General features: G+C 71.8%; 19 protein-coding genes. 1 reads left to right on the forward strand and 18 read right to left on the reverse strand.

Annotated features, from left to right (window positions below; all coding sequences use genetic code 11):
- The first annotated feature begins 196 nt into the window (after positions 1 to 196).
- Entirely contained in the window at positions 197 to 1,009 is an 813-nt protein-coding gene (locus ACWDX6_RS06280; RefSeq protein WP_451483775.1) for a tyrosine-protein phosphatase, read from the forward strand.
- 14 nt (positions 1,010 to 1,023) lie between these two features.
- On the opposite strand, the gene ACWDX6_RS06285 is transcribed toward ACWDX6_RS06280, so the two are convergent.
- The 18 genes from ACWDX6_RS06285 to ACWDX6_RS06370 all read right to left on the reverse strand — a co-directional run bounded on the left by ACWDX6_RS06285 (position 1,024) and on the right by ACWDX6_RS06370 (position 19,775).
- On the reverse strand, positions 1,024 to 1,179 hold the full coding sequence (locus tag ACWDX6_RS06285) for a DUF6126 family protein (protein WP_451483776.1): 156 nt from the start codon (positions 1,177 to 1,179) through the stop codon (positions 1,024 to 1,026).
- A gap of 20 nt (positions 1,180 to 1,199) precedes the next feature.
- Complete coding sequence (locus ACWDX6_RS06290) at positions 1,200 to 1,892, reverse strand: helix-turn-helix domain-containing protein (protein ID WP_451483777.1); 693 nt, start codon at positions 1,890 to 1,892, stop codon at positions 1,200 to 1,202.
- Between the two features lie 77 nt (positions 1,893 to 1,969).
- Entirely contained in the window at positions 1,970 to 3,355 is a 1,386-nt protein-coding gene (locus tag ACWDX6_RS06295) for an aspartate aminotransferase family protein (protein ID WP_451483778.1), read from the reverse strand.
- A gap of 140 nt (positions 3,356 to 3,495) precedes the next feature.
- Positions 3,496 to 4,518 (reverse strand): adenosyl-hopene transferase HpnH, encoded by a 1,023-nt coding sequence (gene hpnH / locus ACWDX6_RS06300; protein ID WP_451483779.1) that lies wholly within the window; start codon positions 4,516 to 4,518, stop codon positions 3,496 to 3,498.
- 7 nt (positions 4,519 to 4,525) lie between these two features.
- Complete coding sequence (locus tag ACWDX6_RS06305) at positions 4,526 to 5,179, reverse strand: phosphorylase family protein (RefSeq protein WP_451483780.1); 654 nt, start codon at positions 5,177 to 5,179, stop codon at positions 4,526 to 4,528.
- Positions 5,179 to 7,164 carry a squalene--hopene cyclase gene (gene shc, locus ACWDX6_RS06310; RefSeq protein ID WP_451483781.1) on the reverse strand — a complete coding sequence of 662 codons (1,986 nt, stop codon included), beginning with the start codon at positions 7,162 to 7,164 and terminating at the stop codon, positions 5,179 to 5,181. The genes ACWDX6_RS06305 and shc overlap by 1 nt, the downstream gene beginning before the upstream one ends.
- A gap of 108 nt (positions 7,165 to 7,272) precedes the next feature.
- Positions 7,273 to 8,373: a polyprenyl synthetase family protein gene (locus ACWDX6_RS06315; RefSeq protein WP_451483782.1), complete on the reverse strand. Its 1,101-nt coding sequence runs from the start codon at positions 8,371 to 8,373 to the stop codon at positions 7,273 to 7,275.
- Positions 8,370 to 9,767, reverse strand: a complete 1,398-nt coding sequence (gene hpnE / locus ACWDX6_RS06320) for a hydroxysqualene dehydroxylase HpnE (RefSeq protein ID WP_451483783.1) — start codon at positions 9,765 to 9,767, stop codon at positions 8,370 to 8,372. Before hpnE ends, ACWDX6_RS06315 begins: the two co-directional genes overlap by 4 nt.
- An 82-nt stretch (positions 9,768 to 9,849) precedes the next feature.
- Positions 9,850 to 10,800 carry a presqualene diphosphate synthase HpnD gene (gene hpnD, locus ACWDX6_RS06325; protein WP_451483784.1) on the reverse strand — a complete coding sequence of 317 codons (951 nt, stop codon included), beginning with the start codon at positions 10,798 to 10,800 and terminating at the stop codon, positions 9,850 to 9,852.
- On the reverse strand, positions 10,797 to 11,717 hold the full coding sequence (gene hpnC, locus ACWDX6_RS06330; protein WP_451483785.1) for a squalene synthase HpnC: 921 nt from the start codon (positions 11,715 to 11,717) through the stop codon (positions 10,797 to 10,799). The genes hpnD and hpnC overlap by 4 nt, the downstream gene beginning before the upstream one ends.
- Positions 11,718 to 12,031: 314 nt before the next feature.
- Positions 12,032 to 12,685 (reverse strand): TetR/AcrR family transcriptional regulator, encoded by a 654-nt coding sequence (locus ACWDX6_RS06335; protein WP_451483786.1) that lies wholly within the window; start codon positions 12,683 to 12,685, stop codon positions 12,032 to 12,034.
- A gap of 117 nt (positions 12,686 to 12,802) precedes the next feature.
- On the reverse strand, positions 12,803 to 13,591 hold the full coding sequence (locus ACWDX6_RS06340) for an ABC transporter ATP-binding protein (RefSeq protein WP_451483787.1): 789 nt from the start codon (positions 13,589 to 13,591) through the stop codon (positions 12,803 to 12,805).
- The gene (locus ACWDX6_RS06345) at positions 13,584 to 14,513 is read right to left on the reverse strand and encodes an ABC transporter permease (RefSeq protein ID WP_451483788.1); all 930 of its coding nucleotides are present in this window, start codon (positions 14,511 to 14,513) and stop codon (positions 13,584 to 13,586) included. Before ACWDX6_RS06345 ends, ACWDX6_RS06340 begins: the two co-directional genes overlap by 8 nt.
- A 50-nt stretch (positions 14,514 to 14,563) precedes the next feature.
- Positions 14,564 to 15,436, reverse strand: a complete 873-nt coding sequence (locus tag ACWDX6_RS06350) for a glycosyltransferase family 2 protein (protein ID WP_451483866.1) — start codon at positions 15,434 to 15,436, stop codon at positions 14,564 to 14,566.
- Positions 15,437 to 15,456: 20 nt separating this feature from the next.
- On the reverse strand, positions 15,457 to 16,236 hold the full coding sequence (locus ACWDX6_RS06355; protein WP_451483789.1) for a CDP-alcohol phosphatidyltransferase family protein: 780 nt from the start codon (positions 16,234 to 16,236) through the stop codon (positions 15,457 to 15,459).
- Positions 16,214 to 17,275 (reverse strand): iron-containing alcohol dehydrogenase family protein, encoded by a 1,062-nt coding sequence (locus tag ACWDX6_RS06360; protein WP_451483790.1) that lies wholly within the window; start codon positions 17,273 to 17,275, stop codon positions 16,214 to 16,216. Before ACWDX6_RS06360 ends, ACWDX6_RS06355 begins: the two co-directional genes overlap by 23 nt.
- Positions 17,263 to 18,000, reverse strand: coding sequence for a phosphocholine cytidylyltransferase family protein (locus ACWDX6_RS06365; RefSeq protein ID WP_451483791.1), 738 nt, complete (start codon positions 17,998 to 18,000; stop codon positions 17,263 to 17,265). Before ACWDX6_RS06365 ends, ACWDX6_RS06360 begins: the two co-directional genes overlap by 13 nt.
- The gene (locus ACWDX6_RS06370) at positions 17,997 to 19,775 is read right to left on the reverse strand and encodes a DUF5941 domain-containing protein (protein WP_451483867.1); all 1,779 of its coding nucleotides are present in this window, start codon (positions 19,773 to 19,775) and stop codon (positions 17,997 to 17,999) included. Before ACWDX6_RS06370 ends, ACWDX6_RS06365 begins: the two co-directional genes overlap by 4 nt.
- Positions 19,776 to 20,114: the final 339 nt, after the last annotated feature.

The following is a 20,114-nucleotide window of genomic DNA, read 5'->3' on the forward strand; positions in this document are numbered from 1 at the left end:
GGTCCGTCACGGTTATGACGCTGCTCACGCCCCGGAACCCATCTCCCCTGCAATCAGGGCGCGTTATCCCTAACATCCCAATTCGGACAGAACGCTCATTACCGCCTCAGGGGTGTGCGAGCGGGCCGCCACCCGGAATGATTGCCCCAGGAACCGATCTCGTATCGTCGAAGTCCGCCAACACTCAGGAGTACTCGTGACGCAGCAGCTGCCGCAGGTCCCGTCGACCGAACCCGAGCTGACCGGGGTCCGAAACTTCAGGGACGTGGGCGGCCTGCCGACCGTGGACGGCGGCTCGGTGCGGTTCGGACGGCTCTTCCGCAGCGGCCACCTCGCGCACGCCACGGAGGAGGACGCGGCCTTCCTGTCCACCCTCGGACTGCACACCGTCTTCGACTTCCGCAACGCGGCGGACCGGAAGGTGGAGGGCGCGGACATCGAGCTGCCGGGTGTACGAAATGTGAACATACCGCTCAACGACCCGGCCGACGGCAAGGAGTTCTGGAAGCTGGTCAGCGGGGGCAACCTGGAGCAGCTGCGCGACGCGCTCGGCGACGGCAAGGCGGCCGACCGCATGGCCGAGTCGTACCGGAAGATGATCGTCGAGCGTACGGCGGAGCACAGCCGCGTCCTGCACGCGATGGCCGAGGACAGCGTCCCCGCCCTGATGCACTGCGCGGCCGGCAAGGACCGCGCGGGTCTGTCCATAGCGATCTCGCTGCTCGCAGTGGGCGTCGAGCGCGAGGCGATCGAGGCGGACTACATCAAGTCGAACGACCCCCACCGCCGCTACAAGATCCGCCGCAGCTCCACCTCCGCGGACGCCATGGCACCCGAGGTGATGGAGCTGCTCGGTCCGCTCTTCGACGCGCGCGTGGAGTACCTCCGGGCGGCGTTCGAGACGATGGAGCAGACCTGGGGCACGGCCGAGAACTACCTCTCGCAGGGGCTCGGGCTCGCTCCCGAGACCCGTGAGCGGCTGCGCGAGCGCCTCGTCACCGAGGCGTAGCCCGGCCGGCGCGGCTACTGGTTCTGTCCGCCGAGCATGAAGAGCAGATAGAGGAAGCCCGCGAAGAGGTGGCCGGCGACCAGGTAGGCGAAGAGGCGGAGGACCAGCCCCTTGGGGAACTTGCCGCCCCCGCGCTCCTCACCAGTGATCGCGGCGGATTTGTCGGACATTTCAGCACCTTCCAAAGGGCTCAGCGCGGGTGCGGGGTCCCCTCGCCGAGACACAGCTCGGCGGCGGGGCTCTGCATCAGCGTGTGGACGAAGAGCAGGTCGGCCCCGCCTCGGGTGGCGGCGCCGATGCGGTGCGGGGTGAGCGAGTCGAAGTGCGCGCTGTCCCCCGGTTCGAGCACGTGCACGGCGTCACCGAGCGCGAGCCGCACCCGGCCGTCCAGGACGTGGAGCCACTCCTCGCCGGGGTGGACCCGCACGATGTCGGCGCGGGTGGCGTACGGCACGTGGACGCGGAGCGCCTGAAGGGCGCGTCCGGAGCCGCCGGCCTGGTGGTAGACCCAGCCGTCGGCCTCGACGGGCTCGGCCCGGCCCGCGCGGACGATCGGGTCGCGCTCGGGGGGCGCCTCGCCGAGGAGTTCCGAGACGGTCGTACCGTAGATGCGGGCGAGGGCGAGCAGCATCGGCAGCGAGGGCTGGCGGCGGCCCGTCTCCAGCCGGGAGAGATGGGCCGGCGACAGACCGGCCCGCCGGGCGGCGGCCTCCAGGGTGAGCCCGCGCCGCCGGCGCAGCCCGCGCAGCTGCGGCGCGACATAGGGAAGCGCCTCCCGCGCGGCGGGGCCGGAGGCGTCGGACACGGCCGGGTCGCGGGCGTCGAGCGCCGGGTCGTCTGGTGCGGCGGGGTCCGGGGACGGCTCCCCGGCGAGGTGCTCCATGCCTCCATTGGACCCGGGACGTTTCCCTCGGGGCAAATTTCTTGCCTCAGAGGCAAAGCAGCGTCCCGGCCGCGTTCTCAGCGCTGCGCGACCGCCTGCTTGACCAGCGTCCTCCCGAAGTCCCACATCAGTCCGCCCCCGCCGTGGGCGTCGTCCATCACGGCCGTGAACGCGGTCACGAACCGGTCCACATCCGCCTCGTCGATGATCAGCGGCGGAATGAGCTTGATCACCTCCAGACGGTCCCCGGACACCTGGGTCAGGATCCTGTGCCGCTGAAGCAACGGCACCACGACCATCTGGGCGAAGAGGCCCTTGCGGGCGGCCTGCAGCATCGTCCACCGGCTGCGCAGTCCGAGCGACGAGGGGCGGCCGAACTCGATTCCGATCATCAGCCCCCGCCCCCGGATCTCGTGGAGCAGCTCGTAGCGCGGCACGAGCTCCCTCAGCCGCGAGGAGAGCAGCTCCCCCATCCGGCGGGCGTTGGCCACCGTCCCCTCGGACTCCATCACCGAGAGGACGGCGAGACCGGCCGCCATGGCCTGGGCGTTCGAGCCGAAGCTGGCGGAGTGGACGAGGACCCGGTCCATCGAGGAGTAGACCTTCTTGAAGATCCAGTCCTTGCCGAGGGTCGCGCCCACGGGCACATATCCGCCGGAGAGCGCCTTGGCGACACAGAGCAGGTCCGGCTCGATCCCCTCCTCGTGCTGGTACGCGTAGAAGTCGCCGGTCCTGCCGAGCCCCGTCTGCACCTCGTCGGCGATCAGCAGGGCCCCGTGCCGGTGCAGCAGATCCTGGGCGGCGCGCAGGAAGCCGGGCGGCGCCTCGTGCACCCCCTTGCCCTGGATGGGCTCGACGACGAAGGCGGCCACGTCGCCCCTGCGCAGCTCCCGCTCCAGCGCGTCGAGGTCGCCGAGCTCGATCGCGGTGTCGGGAAGGAGCGGGGCGAAGCCGTCCCGGAAGCCGTCCTCCCCGTTGACCGACAGGGAGCCGGTGGTCAGTCCGTGGAAGGCGTGGGAGCAGTAGAGGATCCTGGGCCGGCCGGTGGCGTACCGGGCGAATTTCAGCGCGGTCTCCACCGCCTCCGTACCGCTGTTGCCGAAGAAGACCCGGTCCAGATGCGGGCTGTGGGTGAGCAGCTTCTCGGCGAGCAGCCCGGGCAGCGGCTGGCAGTCGAAGCGGGTGAGGTCGGCGAGCGAGGCGTCCAGGACGTCGTGGAGGGCCTTGCGGACGACGGGGTGGTGCCGGCCCAGGCCCATGACGCCGAAGCCGGCCAGCATGTCGAGGTAGTCGCCGCCCTCGGCGTCCCAGAAGTGGGCGCCCTCGGCCCGCTCGTACACCTTGTCGAAGCCGATGGTGTGCAGTATGCGCGGGAGCTGGTGGTTGAGGTGCCGGGCGTGCAGGTCGTAGCGCTCGGCGCCACGGGCGGCGAGCAGCGCCGCGAGGTCGAACTCCGTACTCATTGACCGTTCTCCTTGTGTGCCAGGGCGGCACGTCGCGCAGCGCCTGGCCGGCGGCCGCGCCGACCCCGCCCGTGCGGCTGTGGTCCTCGCCGGCCGGGGAGCCCGCGCGACGGCCGCGCGGGCTCCCCGCACTCCTCAGCTCACCCGTTGCTCCCCGAGACGGTCTCGCGGACCGCCCTGAGGGACTCCTTGAGCGAGCCCATGGTGGCGAGGACGGCGGTGGGTTCGTAGCCGCAGTGCGCCATGCAGTTGGCGCAGCGCGGGTCCTTGCCGCGGCCGTACTTGTCCCAGTCGGTCTCCTCGATCAGCTCGCGGTAGGTGGGGACGTAGCCGTCGCTCATCAGATAGCAGGGGCGCTGCCAGCCGAAGAGGGAGTAGTTCGGAATCGCCCAGGCGGTGCACGGGAAGTCCGCCCGGCCCTCCAGGAAGTCCAGGAAGAGCGGCGAGTGGTTGAGCCGCCAGCGGCGGCGGTTGCCGCCGGCGAAGGCCTTCCTGAAGAGCTCCCGGGTCTGCTCGACGCCCAGGAAGTGCTCTTGGTCGGGTGCCTTCTCGTAGGCGTACGCGGGCGAGATCATCATCTCGTCCACCTGGAGGTCGTCGTTGAGGAAGTTGAGCACCTCGATGACGGTCTGCGGGGTGTCGGTGTTGAAGAAGGTGGAGTTGGTGGTGACCCGGAAGCCGCGTCGCTTGGCCTCCTTGATGGCCGCCACCGCCTCGTCGAAGACGCCTTCCTTGGCGACGGATTCGTCGTGCCGCTCCCGCAGCCCGTCGATGTGCACCGCGAAGGCGAAGTACCGGGAGGGGGTGAAGTCCTCCAGCTTCTTGCGCAGCAGCATCGCGTTGGTGCAGAGGAAGACGTACTTCCTCTTCGCCACCAACTGACGCACGATTTCATGGATCTGAGGGTGCATCAGCGGCTCACCGCCCGCGATGGAGACCATCGGCGCCCCGGACTCCAGGACCGCGCCGACCGCCTGGGCGACCGGCATGCGCTGCTTGAGGACACCCGCCGGGTGCTGGATCTTTCCGCAGCCCTCGCACTTGAGGTTGCAGGCGAACAGCGGCTCCAGTTCGACGATCAAAGGGAACTTGTCCCGCTTGCGGAGCTTCTGTTCGAAGAGGTAGGTCCCGACCCGGATGGACTGACGGAGCGGCATGGCCATAACTCGCTCACCTCCTGGGGAGCAGCAAAGAACGGTGCCATTCGAAGAATGCGGGAAGGACGGCACGAAGAACACGGAAAGCCGATATTCCACCGCGTACCGTGCCGACCCGGACCAGTTCGTGCTCCGGAGCGTCCACGACCACCCGTACGGCCGCAACCGGGCGCGGCCCGGCGGCCAGGGCGGTACGGAGCGTGGCGGCGGACTCCATGTCGACCGCGATCGCGCCGGTGGCCCGCAGCTCCGCCCGCTCGTGGCCCCGTACGACGTGGTCGGAGCCGGTCAGCGGCCCGGTGTGCACGGTCCGCCCGGGCAGCGCCCGGGTCAGGGCATTGACCAGCAGCTCGGTGCCGGTGCAGGCGGAGGTGCCGTCGGGGCCTCGGGTCTCGTCGGCGACGATCAGGTCCCCCGGGTGCATGCCGGGGGCGAGGCCCGCGCAGAATCCGGACGCCACGACCGCCGCGTCCCGCCGGTCCGCCTCGCCGAGCGCCCGGGCGACGGCGGTACGGGCGTGGGCGGGGCCCATGCCCGTACGCAGCACGGTGTACGCGCCGGGCGCGCCGCCCCTGCCGCCGCTGCGCAGGGCGAACTGCTCGATGCCCAGCGCGCAGGCGATCAGCAGCGGCGGCAGGGAGCCCGAGGTCCCCGGCTCCTCGCCCATCAGCCCTCCTTGGCAACGGCGGGCTCGCCGTTCACATAGCGGCCGAGCGCCGTCAGCGGGAACACCTGCCGGTAGAGGTGGTAGTTGATGGAGAAGTCCCACGGAAACCCGGTGCCGGTGAAGTAGGGCTCGTCCCAGGAGCCGTCCGGGAGCTGGGTCCGGGCGAGCCAGGCGACGCCCCGCTCCACGGCCTCGGTCCCGCGCTCCCCGGCGGCGAGCAGGGCCAGCAGCGCCCAGGCCGTCTGCGAGGCGGTGGAGGCGCCGTGGCCGATCCAGGGCTCCTCCCGGTACGAGCGCAGGTCCTCGCCCCAGCCGCCGTCCTCGTTCTGCACGGACCCCAGCCAGGCGACGGCCCGGCGGATCGCCGGGTGAGAGTCGGGCAGCCCGGCGGCGACGAGGGCGGGAACCACCGAGCCGGTTCCGTAGACGTAGTTGACGCCCCAGCGTCCGAACCAGGCTCCGTTCGGCTCCTGTTCGGCGAGCAGCCACTCGATGCCCCTGCGGGTACGGGGGTGCTGGGCCTTGCCTTCGTAGGCCAGCATCTCCACCACATGGGCGGTGACATCGGCCGACGGCGGGTCGATGACCTCGCCGAAGTCGCAGAACGGCAGCCGGTTGGGGAAGGCGCTGGTGTTGTCGGCGTCGAAGGCCGCCCACGCGCCGTTCCGTGACTGCATGCCGAGGGTCCAGCGGGCGCCGCGGGCGATGGCGGACTCGACCCGGGCGGGGTCGGGGTGGCGCACGCGGCGCAGTGCGAGGATGACCTCGGCGGTGTCGTCGATGTCGGGGTAGTTGTCGTTGTGGAACTCGAACGCCCAGCCGCCGGGGGGCAGTCCGGGCCTGCGTACCGCCCAGTCGCCGGGTCTGACGATCTCCTCGCCGAGCATCCAGTCGGCGGCCCTGACCAGGGCCGGGTGGTCGGCGGGAAGGCCGGCGTCGGCGAGCGCGATGGTGGCGAGGCAGGTGTCCCAGACCGGCGACTGACAGGCCTCGATCATGCGGGCTCCGTCCTCGCGCCGGACGGCGAACCGGTCGAGGGACTCCAGGCCCGCCCGCATGACGGGGTGCTGGAGGTCGTAGCCGAGGAGGTGCAGGGCGATCACGGAGTAGACGGCGGGCGGCTGGATGCCGCCCCAGCAGCCGTCGTTCTCCTGGCGTTCGACGATCCAGCGGGCGGCGGTGTTCATCGCGGCCCTGCGCAGCGGGCGGGGAGCGACCTTGTGGTAGAGGTGCATCGCCTTGTCGAGCCGCTGGAAGACACCGTCCCAACTGCTCGCCGCGGCCAAGGGCTTGGGCGGGTTCGGCAGGTCCGGGTCGGTGTGCAGCTCGTCCAGCGTGAAGGGGGCGGGGCGTACCGGCCGCTTGGCGGAGACGACGGTGAGCGGCACGATGGTCTGCCGGGCCCAGCAGCCGAAGTCGTAGATGTTGAGCGGGAACCACTTCGGCAGGAAGATCAGCTCGGGCGGCAGCTCCGGCAGGTCCTCCCAGCGCCACCAGCCGAACAGGGCGAGCCAGATCCGGGTGAAGACCCTCGCCGAGGCGATGCCTCCCCGGTCGCGGATCCAGGAGGCGGCGCGGGCCATGTGGGGGGCGTCGGGCGGGTCCCCGGCGAGCCGCAGCGCCACGTACGCCTCGATGGTGGTGGAGAGTTCGCCGGGCCCGCCGTAGAACGTGGCCCAGGTGCCGTCCTCGCGCTGCTCGCCCCGGATGTACAGGGCGGCGGCTCGCGTGGTGTCGGCGTCCAGGATGCCGAGGAACTGCCGCAGCAGAAGGTCCTCGGCGTCCATGGTGACGTTGGTCTCCAGGTCGCCCTTCCACCAGCCTTCGGCGTCCTGGCGGCCGAGCAGATGCTCGACGGAGCGTTCCATGGCCCGGGCGGCGACCTCGTCGAGGCCGGGCGCCGCGGGCGCGGTGTCGGGTGTCGCATGGGCCGCGGTCATGCTGGGGCCCACGGCCCCGGCGCTTCCGTCGGTCGTCGCTGTCATGGCTTCCCCTTCGTGCAGTAGGTCTACTTCTGCTTCTTCGGGTCTGCCGTCGGCCGGCGCCGGAGGGCACCGGCCGGCGACCGCGAGCTCATATCAGGGTGATGGTGATCATCTCTTCCGTACGACGACGAAGTCGGCGAGCGCGGTGAGCTGCGCCCTGACCCGCTCGGGCATGTCGACCTCGTGCAGGGCCTCGATGGCGATGGCGTGCTGGCGGCGGGCCTCCCGGGAGGTCCAGTCGCGGCCGCCGGCCTCCTCGATGAGGGCCGCGCGGGTGGCGAACTCCTCCTCCGAGAAGGACTCGAACTCGTTGGACTTGGCGTCGGCGGCCAGGAGTTCGCCGAGCCGCTCGGAGGCCGGTCCGCCCGCGGCGAGGGCGGCGACGACCGGCAGGGACTTCTTGCGCTGGCGCAGATCGCTCCAGGTGCGCTTCCCGGTCGACTCGGGGTCGCCCCAGATGCCGAGCAGGTCGTCGACGGCCTGGAAGGCGAGGCCGAGGTGGTAGCCGTACTCCTCCAGCTTGTCCGCCGTGCGGTCGTCGGCGCCGCCGAGGACGGCCCCGATCGAGACGGCGCAGGCGAGCAGCGCGCCCGTCTTGTTGCCCTCCATCTCCAGGCACTCCTCGACGGTGACCCGCTCGCGGTGCTCGTAGGAGATGTCCTGGGCCTGTCCGTCGATGAGCTTGCGCGTGGCGGTGGTCAGCCGGCGGGTCGCGCGGCCGGCCTCGACGGTGCCGAGTTCGAGCAGTAGTTCGTTGGCGAGCGCGAACAGGGCGTCGCCGACGAGGATCGCCTGGGCGGGGCCGTGCACCTTCCAGACGGTGTCGCGGTGGCGGCGCTGCTCGTCGCCGTCCATCAGGTCGTCGTGCAGCAGCGAGAAGTTGTGGACGAGCTCCACGGCGACGGCGCCGGGGACGCCGACCTCGGCCGGCGCCCCGGCCGCCTCGGCGGAGATCAGCGCGAGCGCGGGGCGCACCGCCTTCCCGCTGTCGCCGTCGGCGGGGTTGCCGTGGGCGTCGATCCAGCCGAAGTGGTAGGCGGCCACCGTGTCCATGGGCGGTGCGAGCCGGTCGACGGCCGCCCGCAGTACGGGGGTGGACAGGGTCCGCCCCCGCTCCAGCAGCGCGGTCACGTCCGCGGTGTCGACGGCCGGTTTCACCGGGGGCACAGTCGGCACGGTCTCTCCTCTTGTTCCAGTACTCACACTCATACCGCCTCCTGCAGCGGATGTTCATGGTGGCGGCCGAGGGCCGAGAGCGCGGCACCCGCGGCGCTGAAACCACTGCGGACGGCACCCTCCATGGTCGCGGGCCAACCGGTGGCGGTCCACGCACCGGCCAGGTAGAGGCCGGGGGCGCGGGTGCGGGCGCCGGGGCGGAGCCGGCCGACGCCCGGGGCCGGGGCGAACGTCGCCGTCCGCTCCCTGGTCACGAAGAAGTCCCGGATCCCGGCGCCGCGCGCGGCGGGCAGCAGCCGCTCCAGCTCGGGGAGGTAGCGCTCGCGCAGGACGGCGACGGGCTCGTCGATGTCGTCCTGGGCGGCCGACTGGGAGACGGCGAGGTACTGCCCGCCACCCGTGAGACCGGAGGAGTCGGTGCGGTCGAAGACCCACTGGACGGGGGAGCCCAGGGCGGTGAAGAACGGCTGCCGGAGCACCTTGCGGTCGTAGACGACATGCAGGTTGAGGATGGGGGCGGTGCCGATGTCGAGGAGCCGGTCGGGGTCGTCGAGGGCACCGTCGGGGAGGAGTTCGCGGGTCTCGCGCTGCGGTACGGCGAGCACGACGCAGTCCGCCTCGATCGTCTCCCCCGGCACCGCGACCGCCCAGCGCCCGTCGTCGGTGCGGGTGATCCGCTCGGCCTTGGTCCGCAGGTCGGTGCGGACCCCGAGGGAGTCGAGGGCCTTGCGGGCCAGGGTGTCGTGCAGGTCGCCGAGCGGCACATGGGCCCAGCCGATGTCGGCCGCGCCCGGCTCGGAGAGCAGACCGGTCTTGAACACCATCGCGGCCAGGCCCATGGAGGCGTGGGACGCGGTGGCGTTGAGCGTGGCCACGCCGACCAGGTCCCAGAGGGCCTCGATGGCGCGCGGGGACTGGCCGTGCCGGCCGAGCCAGGTGCCGAAGTCGATGCCGTCGAGCGCCGGGTCGGCGGGGTCGAGCCGCTTCAGCGCGAGCGCCGCGCGTCCGACGCTCGCCCGCTCCCCGAGGGAGAGGTGCGGATAGCCGGCCAGGCTCCGGGCGAGGTGGAGGGGTACGGGAAGGGCGGTACGGCGCAGCCGTCCGAGGCGGGGGCCGCGGGGGTGGGCGACATCGAGGACGGGCACGTCCAGGCGCTTCTGCAGGGGCGCCAGGTGCGCGCCGTCGATGCGGTCGAGGAACCAGCGGTAGGCGGTGCAGCAGCGCAGGTAGACGTGCTGGCCGTTGTCGACGGTGAGGTCGCCGCGCCGGAAGGAGAACGCGAGGCCGCCGAGCCGCGGCCGTCCTTCGAGCAGGGTGACGCGGACTCCGGCGCCCGCCAGGCGCAGCGCGCTCGTGATCCCGGCGAGGCCGCCGCCGACGACGACGGCGTGCGGCGGTGGGCCTTCGAGCGTGGCGTCGGTGGTCATGCGCTCCCCCCTCGGGCCGTCGCGGACAGGGACGCGCCGGGTGCCGTACGGGTTGCCCGCCGTCCCGGCTCGTACGGGGGCGTCACGCGCGCCTCCTGACGGTGCGGCGGGCGATGTGGCGGGTGTCGAGGCCGGAGAGGCCGCGCACGGCGACGTACGCCTTCTCCCGACCGGGCAGGGAGACGCGTCCGCGCAGGACGGCCTCGGGGTCGCGTTCGATCCGGTCGAGCAGGCGCCGGTAGATCCCGGCCATGGCGGCGACACAGGCACCGCTGCGCCGGTCGAGCATGGGCAGCAGGCGGTAGCCCTCGGCGAACAGGGCCCGTGCGCGGCGGACCTCGAAGTGGACGAGTCCGGTGAAGTCGGCCCCGGCCGGCGGTGTGTCGCTCGTGAAGCCGTCGCCGCAGCCGAACTTGGCCAGGTCGTCGGCGGGCAGGTAGGTGCGCCCGTTCCCGGCGTCCTCCCGTACGTCACGGAGGATGTTGGTCAGCTGGAGGGCGAGCCCCAGGGTGTCGGCGTACTCGGGGGCGCGCTCGGCACCGTGGGCGCCGGGCTGGGTGCCGAAGACGCCGAGCGAGAGCCGTCCGATGGCGCCGGCGACGCACCGGCAGTAGACCTTGAGGTCCTCCCAGGTCTCGTACGTCTCGCCGCGGACGTCCATCAGTACGCCGTCGATGAGTTCGTCGAGGCCGCCGAGCGGGATCGGGAAGCGGCGGGACGCGTCGGTGAGCGCGACGGCGACGGGGTCGGTGTCGTCCTCGTCCACGGCGCCCTTGCGGATCCGGTCCAGCAGGGCGCGGGTGGATTCGAGCCGGTCCCGCTTGGCGTCGGGCGCGAGGGTGCCGTCGCCGATGTCGTCGACGCGCCGGGAGAAGGCGTACAGCGCCGACATGGCCTGCCGCTTCTCGGTGGGCAGCAGTCGGATCCCGTAGGCGAAGTTGCGGGCCTGCTGTCCGGTGACGGCCTCGCAGTAGCTGTACGCCGCCTGTACCGGTGCGGACGCCTCCGTCTGTTCCTCCACGGGGCGGCTCACCCCTCTCTCCGCGCTCGGAGCAGGACCGTTCCCGCTTGGCGCATCAGACTCGCTGTGGTGGCCTTGGGGGGCCTCGGCAGGACGTCGAAACCGGCGGCGGCGATCGCGTCGAGCGCCGCGTGCCCGCCGGCGGTGAAGCCCGCGAGCAGCAGGCGCAGCCTGCCGTGGACGCTGCCGATCAGGGGGGTTCCGTCGTCGAGGAGCGCCCGGGCGCGTGCGGCCTCGAAGGCGATCAGGGCGCGCACCGACGCGCCGGCGGTCGGCCGGGCGAGGTCGGCCTCGGTGACGTGGAACCGCTTCAGGTCCTCGGCGGGGAGATAGATCCGGTCCCGGCGGAGGTCCTCGGCGACGTCCTGGAGGTGCTCGACGATCTGCAGGGCGGTGCAGACCGCGTCGGAGCGGCGGACGCGCTCGGGGGTCTGGGTGCCGGTGATCGCGAGGACGAGACGGCCGACGGGGTTGGCGGAGAGTTCGCAGTAGGCGACGAGGTCGTCGTAGGTCTCGTAGCGGCGTACGAGCTGGTCCTGGCGGTTGGCCTCGATCAGCCCGAGGAAGGGGTCGGGGGTGAGGCCGCAGCGCTGGACGGTCGGCAGGAGCGCCCGCAGCAGCGGGTGCCGGGGGGTGCCGTGCGTGGAGCCGAAGACCCGCGCGAGATCGGCCTCCAAGGCGTCCAGCATCGCGAGCCGGTCCTCGGCCCGGCCGGGGTCGACGCCGAGGTGGCGGGCGTCGGCGCCGCCGGGCGCGAGGTCGCCGTCGCCGATGTCGTCGACGAGGCGGGCGTAGCCGTACACGGCCATGAGGTCGTCGCGCCAGGCCCGTGGCAGGAAGAAGGGGGCCACGGGGAAGTTCTCGTCCGTGGCCTTGTCGAGCGTGGCGCGCGATGTGGCGTCGGGGCGCACCTGCCGGGATCCCGTCACTGAGGGCTGCCCGACGCGGGGACGGCGACACCCTCGGGGAGCTGGAGATTTCGCGTCATGGCCGTCACATCTCCTGTTCTACACTGCCGATCCAATCCATCCTATTTCGGACACGCCACCGGTCTTCCCCGGAGGGATCACCGCCTGGCGGCCGGGATGCTAGGGGGTATCGCCCCACTTGCCACGAATCAGCACCGCTACAGCTTACGTTGTACAACGCCCGACGCCGCTCCGGGGTGCGGAGCACACCGGGAAAACTTCGCCGTGCGCGTCAACTTTCCTTCGGGTGGCGGAAGTTCACTCTCCGTCGGCCTTCACTCGGCGCGGGCGCCGGAGACGACCATGGCGAGGGTGGACTCGACGACGTCGTGGCGGCGCTGCGCGGGGAGCCGCCGGAGGGGACCGTCGAGCAGCAGGAGGGACAGTCCGTGCACGGCGGACCATGCCGCCACCTCGGTCGCCGGCCGGGCCCGGTCCTGGACGCGGCCGGTCCGGGCCAGGGCGGCCAGCGCGTCGGTGAGCAGCGTGAACGCCCGGATCTCGGGTTCGGACTCCGCGGCGGGTACGGCGGGTGCGAAGCGGTCCGCGCAGGAGGGTCGGGGGGTGCAGAAGGCGGCGCGGTAGAGCCCGGGCTGGTCGAGGGCGAAGCCGACGTAGCCGCGGCCGAGGGCGGCGAGCCGCAGCTCGGCGGCGACGGCGGGATCGTCGGCGCCCGGGGTGCGGGCGGCGGCGCGGTCCATGGCGTCGGCGAGCGCCCGCTGGGCGTGGATCTTGACGGCGCGCAGCAGCTCGCCCCGCCCGTCGAAGTGGCGGTAGGCGGCGGTGGGCGAGACGCCGACCCGGCGCGCGGCCTCGCGCAGCACGACCCGTTCGGGGCCGCCTTCGGTGGCGAGGTCGACGGCCGCGGCGATCAGCGCGTTGCGCAGATCGCCGTGGTGGTAGGACTTTCCCCCCGAGAAGGCTGCCATGGGCTCATCCTGCCCGATGTTGACCGCATGAACATTCCAGGTCGGGGCTCGACGCGCGGAAACGGCGAGGGTCCTGCCGGTTGTCGCCGGCAGGACCCGTTCGCGCGAGGTGCGGAGCTACTTCCCGGTCTCGCGCTCGTACGCCTTGAGGACCTCTTCCGTGGGCCCGTCCATCAGCAGCTCGCCCTTCTCCAGCCACAGCACTCGATCGCAGGTGTCCCTGATCGACTTGTTGCTGTGGCTGACCAGGAAGACCGTGCCGGCCTCCTTGCGGAGCTCGCGGATCCGCTCCTCGGAGCGGATCTGGAACTTGCGGTCGCCGGTCGCGAGCGCCTCGTCGATCATGAGGACGTCGTGGTTCTTGGCGGCCGCGATGGCGAAGCGGAGCCGGGCGCCCATACCGGAGGAGTACGTGCGCATCGGCAGACTGATGAAGTCGCCCTTCTCGTTGATGCCGGAGAAGTCGACGATGCCCTGGTACCGGTCGCGGATCTCCTCCTTGGTCATGCCCATGGCGAGACCGCCGAGAATGACGTTGCGTTCGCCGGTGAGGTCGCTCATCAGCGCCGCGTTGACCCCGAGGAGCGAGGGCTGGCCGTCGGTGTACACCTTGCCGCTCTCCGTGGGGAGCAGCCCGGCGATGGCGCGCAGCAGGGTCGACTTGCCGGAGCCGTTGGAGCCGATGAGGCCGATGGCCTCTCCGCGGTAGGCGGTGAAGGTGACTCCGCGCACGGCGTGCACCTTGCGGACGCCGCGGGCGCTGTCGCTCTTCTTCCGGCGGATGATGCGGTTCAGCGCGGCGGTGGCGCTTCCCTTGCCGCCGCCGCCGGCGTTGACGCGGTAGACGATGTGGACGTTGTCCGCGATGACGGTGGGAACGCGTCCCTGAGTGCCGGTCTCAGCCACGGCCGTACCTCTCCTCGGCCTTCCAGAAGTAGACGAAGCCGCCCAGGCCCACGAGCACGGACCAGGCGAGCGTGGCGAACCAGACGTGCGGCGGCAGGTTGTCGGAGACGTAGCCGTCGATCAGGGCGAACCTGATCAGGTCCATGTGCAGGGCGGCCGGGTTGTACTGAAGGAGGTCGGCGATCCAGGCCGGCTGGTCCGCGAGCATCACCGGGATCGAGAACATCACGCCGGACGAGTACATCCAGGTGCGCATGATGAAGGGCATCAGCTGGGCGAGGTCGGGCGTCTTGGCGCCCATCCGCGCCACGATCATGGCCAGACCGGCGTTGAAGAGGAACTGCAGGACCAGCGCGGGGATCATCAGCAGCCAGCTGAGCGACGGGTAGCTGCCGAAGGCGACCGCGATGGCGATGAGCACGATCATCGAGAACAGCAGCTGCTGGAGCTGCTGGAGCGCGAAGGAGATCGGGAGAGAGGCGCGGGGGAAGTGCAGCGCCCGTACCAGACCGAGGTTGCCGGAGATCGCCCGGACCCCGGCCATGACGGAGCTCTGGGTGAAGGTGAACACGAAGACGCCGGTCACGAGGAAGGGGATGTACACCTCGCGCGTCATGCCCCGGTCGGCTTCCAGGATCAGTCCGAAGATCAGGAAGTAGACCATCGCGTTGAGCAGGGGGGTGACCACCTGCCAGAGCTGGCCGAGCTTGGCCTGGCTGTACTGGGCGGTGAGCTTCGCCTGGGAGAAGGCCAGGATGAAGTGGCGCCGGCCCCACAGCTGCCGGACGTACTCGAAGAGCCCCGGCCGGGCGCCGCTGACCGACAGACCGTGCTTGGCGGCGAGCGCGGCGGGGCTCAGGCCGTCGTCGGCGGACGGCGGGGAGCTCGTCGCGACCGCACCGTCGTGGGTTGTGTCACTCACAAGTCGAAACTTTCGTATTCAAGATGCGCGGCAAGTCGGGTACCACGATGTCAGACGACGGGTGGGCGTCCCAGTCGGGTCAGCCGCCACACCGTACGCCACTTCATGGGGCGGCGCGGTCCGCAGGAAGTCGTCCACCCTTCCCGGAAACCGCCGAACCATGCCTTGAGGGCGGAGACGGACGGCCGCCGTGCCAGCGTGAGCAACAGCCAGACACCGAGATACGCCGGAACCAGGGGTGCGGGGAGGTTGCGGCGAGCCAGCCACACGCGGTTGCGCGCCACGTTGAAGTGGTAGGTCGCGTGCCGGGATGGCGCGGTGGTGGGGTGGAGCAGCACCATGTCGGAACGGTAGTCGATCATCCAGTCGGCGTCGAGGGCGCGCCAGGCGAGATCGGTCTCCTCATGGGCGTAGAAGAATTCGTCCGGCAGGCCGCCGACCTCGGCGAACACCTTCGTACGGACGGCGTTGGCGCCACCGAGGAAGGTGGTCACCCGCGAGGAGCGCATGGGGTCGGCTGCCCGCAGGCGCGGTACGTGCCTGCGCTGGGTGACGCCGGTCTCCGGGTCCGCGATCCGGAAGCTGATGATGCCCAGCCGCGGGTCGGCGGTGAACGCCTGCCGGATCAGCTCGGCGGTGTCCGTGCCGGCCAGCAGACCGTCGTCGTCCAGGAAGAGCAGGGCGTCCACGTCGGTGCCGCCGGGGCCGAAGGCCTCGATGCCGACGTTGCGGCCGCCGGGGATGCCCAGGTTCTCCGGCAGCTCGATGGTGCGGACGCCGTCCGGCACCCCGGTGACGGGGGCGCCGTTGCCGACCACGACGACCTCGATCGGGTCGCCGTCCTGCTTGGCGACCGAGTCGAGAAGGGCGCGCAGGTCGTCGGGCCGGTTGCCCATGGTGATGATGACGGCGCCCAGCTTCATCGGCGTACTCACGCTTGTCCTCACTTCAGCCGGCTCGACGCCAGGATCGACACCAGGTGCAGCAGGGTCTGGACCAGCGCGATGCCCGCGAGGACCGCGACACCGAGCCGCGAGAAGAACAGGTCGCCCCGGGCGGCGTCCACGATCGCGAGGACCAGGATCAGCAGCGAGGCCTCGATGCCGAGGATCAGCCGGTGGAACTTGAGCGCGGCGGCGGCTTTGCGGGCCAGCGCCATGCCGGAGGAGCGCGGCTCGGAGGCCGCCTCCTTGACCGGCGGCAGCCCGCCCTGGTGGCGGGCGACGCCGACCAGGTCGGTCTCGGCCTTGATCAGGATGGCGCCGAGGGCGGCGAGGGTGCCGAGGAAGGCCCACAGCCAGTCGACGCGCCCCGGACCCCACAGGTCGGCGGCGCGCAGGCCGAAGCCGACGAGGACCGCCGCGTCGCACAGGTAGGCGCCGACCCGGTCCAGGTAGACACCGCCCAGCGAGAACTGCTTCTTCCAGCGGGCCACCTCGCCGTCGACGCAGTCGAGCAGCAGGTAGAGCTGGACCGCGACGACGCCGAGGACGGCGCCCCAGATGCCCGGGATCAGCAAGGCCGGGGCGGCGAGGACGCCGCACACGGTCATCACATAGGTCAGCTGGTTGGGCGTGACCCGGGTGCCGACCAGATGCCGGGTGATACGCAGCGAGACCTCCCGCATGTACAGGCGGCCGCCCCAGTGCTCACCGCTGCGCCGGTCCTTCACTCCCGCCGGGTGGACGACCGGACGGAGCTCAGCTACGGATGGTCTTGGCATAGTCGGCGTACGCGTCCCTGATCTCGTCTGTGGACAGGTCGAGGTGTTCGAGGATGGTGAAGCGGCCCGGACGGGTCTGCGGGGCGAACTCGACGGCCCGGACGAACTCGTCCACGCTGAAGCCGATCTCCTCCGGCAGCACGGGCAGGCCGTGCCGGCGCAGGGTGTCGACCATCAGCGCGGACTCGTCGCGCGCGCCGCGCAGGTGCATCGCGAAGGCCGCGCCGAGGCCGCACTGCTCGCCGTGGCTGGCCGCGCGGGCCGGGAAGAGCAGGTCGAAGGCGTGGCTGATCTCGTGGCAGGCGCCCGAGGAGGGCCGGCTGTCGCCGCTGATGGACATGGCGATGCCGGACATCACCAGGCCCTCGGAGAGGGTGACGAGGAAGTCGTCGTCGCCGACGCCGCCGGGGTGCCGGAGCACCGCTTCGCCCGCGCTGCGGGCCATGGCCGCGGCCAGGCCGTCGACCTTCTCGCCGGTCTGGGCGTGCGAGAGCTCCCAGTCCGCGATGGCGGAGAGGTTGGAGATCGCGTCGCCGATGCCGGAGCGGACGAAGCGCACCGGGGCGTCCCGGATCACGTCGAGGTCGATGACCAGCGCGATCGGGGTCGGGACGCCGTAGGAGCCGCGGCCGTTGTCGTTGTCGAGGGTGGAGATCGGCGAGCAGATGCCGTCGTGCGACAGGTTCGTGGCGATGGCGACCAGCGGCAGGCCGACACGGGCCGCCGCGTACTTGGTCACGTCGATGATCTTGCCGCCGCCGAGCGCGACGACGGCGTCGTACCGCTGGCCGCGCATCGCGTCGGCGAGCTTGACGGCCGCGTCGATGGTGCCGCCCTCGACGGGGTACCAGTCGGCGCCGGGCAGCTCGGGGGCGAAGCGGTCACGCAGCTTGACGCCGGAGCCGCTGCTGATGGCGACGGCGATCTTGCCGTTGCTGGAGATCCGCTGGTCCGCGAGGAGCGCGGACAGGTCCTCCAGCGCTCCTCGGCGGATGTCGACGACGACCGGCGACGGAATGAGCCGGGTCAGTACTGGCACGCGATGTCACGGCCCTTCGCCAGGTCGTCGTGGTTGTCGATCTCCACCCACTTCACGTCGCCGATGGGCGCGACGTCGACGGTGAAGCCGCGGTTGACGAGCTCCTGGTAGCCGTCCTCGTAGTAGAGGTCGGGGTCGCGCTCGAAGGTGGCCTTCAGGGCGTCGGCGAGCTCCTCGGCGGCCTCGGCCTCGATGAGGGTGACGCCGATGTACTCGCCGGTGGCGTCGGCCGGGTCCATCAGCTTGGTGATGCGCTGGACGCCCTTGCCGTCGGCGGTGACGACCTTCATCTCCTCGTCGGCGAGGCTCTTCACCGTGTCGAGGGCGAGGATGATCTTCTGGCCGTCGCCGCGCGCGGCGAGCAGGGTCTTCTCGACGGAGACCGGGTGCACGGTGTCGCCGTTGGCGAGGATGACGCCCTTCTTCAGGACGTCACGGGCGCACCACAGGGAGTAGGCGTTGTTCCACTCCTCGGCCTTGTCGTTGTCGATCAGGGTGAGCGTGACGCCGTACTTCTCCTCCAGGGCCGCCTTGCGGTCGTACACGGCCTCCTTGCGGTAGCCGACGACGATGGCGACCTCGGTGAGGCCGACCTCCGCGAAGTTCTTCAGAGTCAGGTCGAGGACGGTGGTGTCACCGTCGACAGGCACGAGGGCCTTCGGGAGCGTGTCGGTGTAGGGGCGCAGACGCCTTCCGGCACCGGCTGCCAGTACGAGGCCAATCATGCTGTTTCTCCTTCGTCATGTACGGCGGGTGCTCCGGAGGACACCCAGAAGCGGATGGACTCCACGAGCACCACGAGCGCAACGGCGACCGCGAGGGCGGTGAGCGCCAGGGTGAAGTCGTCGCCACGGCTCGCGAGCAGAGCGGCGAGCAGGGTCACCAGGAGCGTGCGGCCCTCGTGACCGCCGATGGTGCGCACCAGCCACGAGGGCGGCGCGCCGGTGCCGCCGCGGATGCGGTACACCGTGTCGTAGTGATGGTAGGCGACCGCCGCGATCAGCCCGAATGCGGCGGGCAGCGCCCCGGGGGCGTCCGCCTGGGCGGCGATCAGAAGGACGGTGCCGTACTCGGCGGCGCGGAAGACGGGCGGGACGAGCCAGTCGAGGGCGCCCTTGAGGGGGCGGGCGACGGCGAGCCCGGCGAGGATCGCGTAGCCGGCGGCGGCGCCGACGACGGCCCAACTGCCGATGTCCTGGGTCGCGGCGACCCCGAACAGGAGCGCGGCGCCGAGCAGGGCGAGCACCGGCGGCGGTACGGGCAGGGGTCGCCGCGCGGCCTTGGCCACCAGCTCGGCGAGCGGGCCCGGGTCCGCGAGGTCGGCGAGCGCCTGGGCGGCGCGGTCGGTGCGGCGCGCCTTGCGGGTCACCGAGCGCAGGACGCGACCGGCCGTGGTGTAGCAGGCGCCGAAGGCGCAGCCGACGAGCAGGGCGTAGAAGACGACGCGGGGCGTGGTGACGGCGGTGAGGACCGCGATCATCGCCCAGCGCTCGCCGATCGGAAGGATGATCATGCGGCGGGCCCAGACGGTCCAGCCGACGCTGTTCAGCCGGTCGGAGAGGGCCGCGGTGGGGCTCGTGTTGGCCTGGGCGTCGTGGTTCGCCTCGTTGAAGGAGAAGTCCACGACATGGCGGCAGGTCATCAGGACCATCGCGCCCAGCGCGAGCGCCCAGACGTCGTCGCCGTCGCGTGCGGCGCCGAGGGCGAGGCCCGCGTAGAAGGCGTACTCCTTGGCGCGGTCGAAGGTGGCGTCGAGCCAGGCGCCCATCGTGGAGTACTGGAGGGAGTAGCGGGCGAGCTGCCCGTCGGTGCAGTCCAGGACGAAGGAGACGAGGAGCAGGACGCCGGCGGCGAGGTAGCCGCCGCGCTCGCCGGTGGCGGCGCAGCCGGCCGCGACGAGCGCGGTGAGCAGCGAGGCGGTCGTGACCTGGTTGGGGGTCAGCCCGCGCCGGGCGCACCAGCGGGCGATGTAACGGGAGTACGGGCTGATGAAGAAGGTCGTGAAGAAGCCGTCGTGGGCCTTGACCGCGGAGCGCAGGCGGACGGCCTCGTCGTCGACGGCGGCGACGGCGGCGCGGGCCGCGTGGCGGGCCTCGGCGTCGACCGGCACGGCGGCGACGAGCGAACCGAGCTCGGGGCGGTGCACGGCCACGCCGTCGGCGCCGAGGGCGTCGGCGAGGGCGTCGGGCAGGCTCTCGCCCGCCGGGGCGTCGGCCAGCGCGCGGGTCAGCGCCGGACGGGCCTCGCCCTGGGCCGAGAGCACACCGGGGGCGGCGGCCGCGGGGAAGCGGGGGTCGGTGAGGGCCAGGCGCAGTGCGTGGAGGTGTCCGACGAACCGGGGGTCGACCACGGCGACGCGTTCGGCGGCCGGTACGGCGGCGAGCAGTGCGCCCGTCTCGTGCGGCCCCGAGGCGACCCTGACGTCGAAGCCGAGCGACCGCAGATCGCCGTCGAGCGATGATCCGGGTGCCGGCGGACCGGTGAGGATGGCGGTCGACAGACGAACTCACTCCTTGGAGCTGGCGGACGGGGCCGGCGGGCCCTTGGCACACGGCCCCGGGCATGGTGGGTGCGGCCCGGCGTCGGGCGGCGGCACGTCGGCCGAGGCTATCGGATGAACGAAAGCGCGAGTTCACCGAGGCTTCGCGACGAGGACTCCCCCGGGCCCACTCGCATCACCGCGAGCGGACCGCGTCCTGCGGAGATCATCATGGGCGATCGGCGCCCCGCCCCACAAACCGCGTCCCGCCGCCTCCCGCCGCCGGTGTCCGCCCGCGCCTGCAACGGCCATGATCGCCGCGAGCGCCTGACCTGCGGACATAACCGCAGGTCAGGCAGT

It is taken from the genome of Streptomyces sp. NPDC003027 (assembly GCF_053591435.1).

What these genes read in the sequence shown, in the direction of transcription:
- ACWDX6_RS06285 (WP_451483776.1), bottom strand. Translation starts at nt 1,179, where the DNA reads ATGTCCGACAAATCCGCCGCGATCACTGGTGAGGAGCGCGGGGGCGGC.
- ACWDX6_RS06290 (WP_451483777.1), bottom strand. Translation starts at nt 1,892, where the DNA reads ATGGAGCACCTCGCCGGGGAGCCGTCCCCGGACCCCGCCGCACCAGAC.
- ACWDX6_RS06295 (WP_451483778.1), bottom strand. Translation starts at nt 3,355, where the DNA reads ATGAGTACGGAGTTCGACCTCGCGGCGCTGCTCGCCGCCCGTGGCGCC.
- hpnH (WP_451483779.1), bottom strand. Translation starts at nt 4,518, where the DNA reads ATGGCCATGCCGCTCCGTCAGTCCATCCGGGTCGGGACCTACCTCTTC.
- ACWDX6_RS06305 (WP_451483780.1), bottom strand. Translation starts at nt 5,179, where the DNA reads ATGGGCGAGGAGCCGGGGACCTCGGGCTCCCTGCCGCCGCTGCTGATC.
- shc (WP_451483781.1), bottom strand. Translation starts at nt 7,164, where the DNA reads ATGACAGCGACGACCGACGGAAGCGCCGGGGCCGTGGGCCCCAGCATG.
- ACWDX6_RS06315 (WP_451483782.1), bottom strand. Translation starts at nt 8,373, where the DNA reads ATGAGTGTGAGTACTGGAACAAGAGGAGAGACCGTGCCGACTGTGCCC.
- hpnE (WP_451483783.1), bottom strand. Translation starts at nt 9,767, where the DNA reads ATGACCACCGACGCCACGCTCGAAGGCCCACCGCCGCACGCCGTCGTC.
- ACWDX6_RS06335 (WP_451483786.1), bottom strand. Translation starts at nt 12,685, where the DNA reads ATGGCAGCCTTCTCGGGGGGAAAGTCCTACCACCACGGCGATCTGCGC.
- ACWDX6_RS06350 (WP_451483866.1), bottom strand. Translation starts at nt 15,436, where the DNA reads ATGAAGCTGGGCGCCGTCATCATCACCATGGGCAACCGGCCCGACGAC.
- ACWDX6_RS06355 (WP_451483789.1), bottom strand. Translation starts at nt 16,236, where the DNA reads ATGCCAAGACCATCCGTAGCTGAGCTCCGTCCGGTCGTCCACCCGGCG.
- ACWDX6_RS06365 (WP_451483791.1), bottom strand. Translation starts at nt 18,000, where the DNA reads ATGATTGGCCTCGTACTGGCAGCCGGTGCCGGAAGGCGTCTGCGCCCC.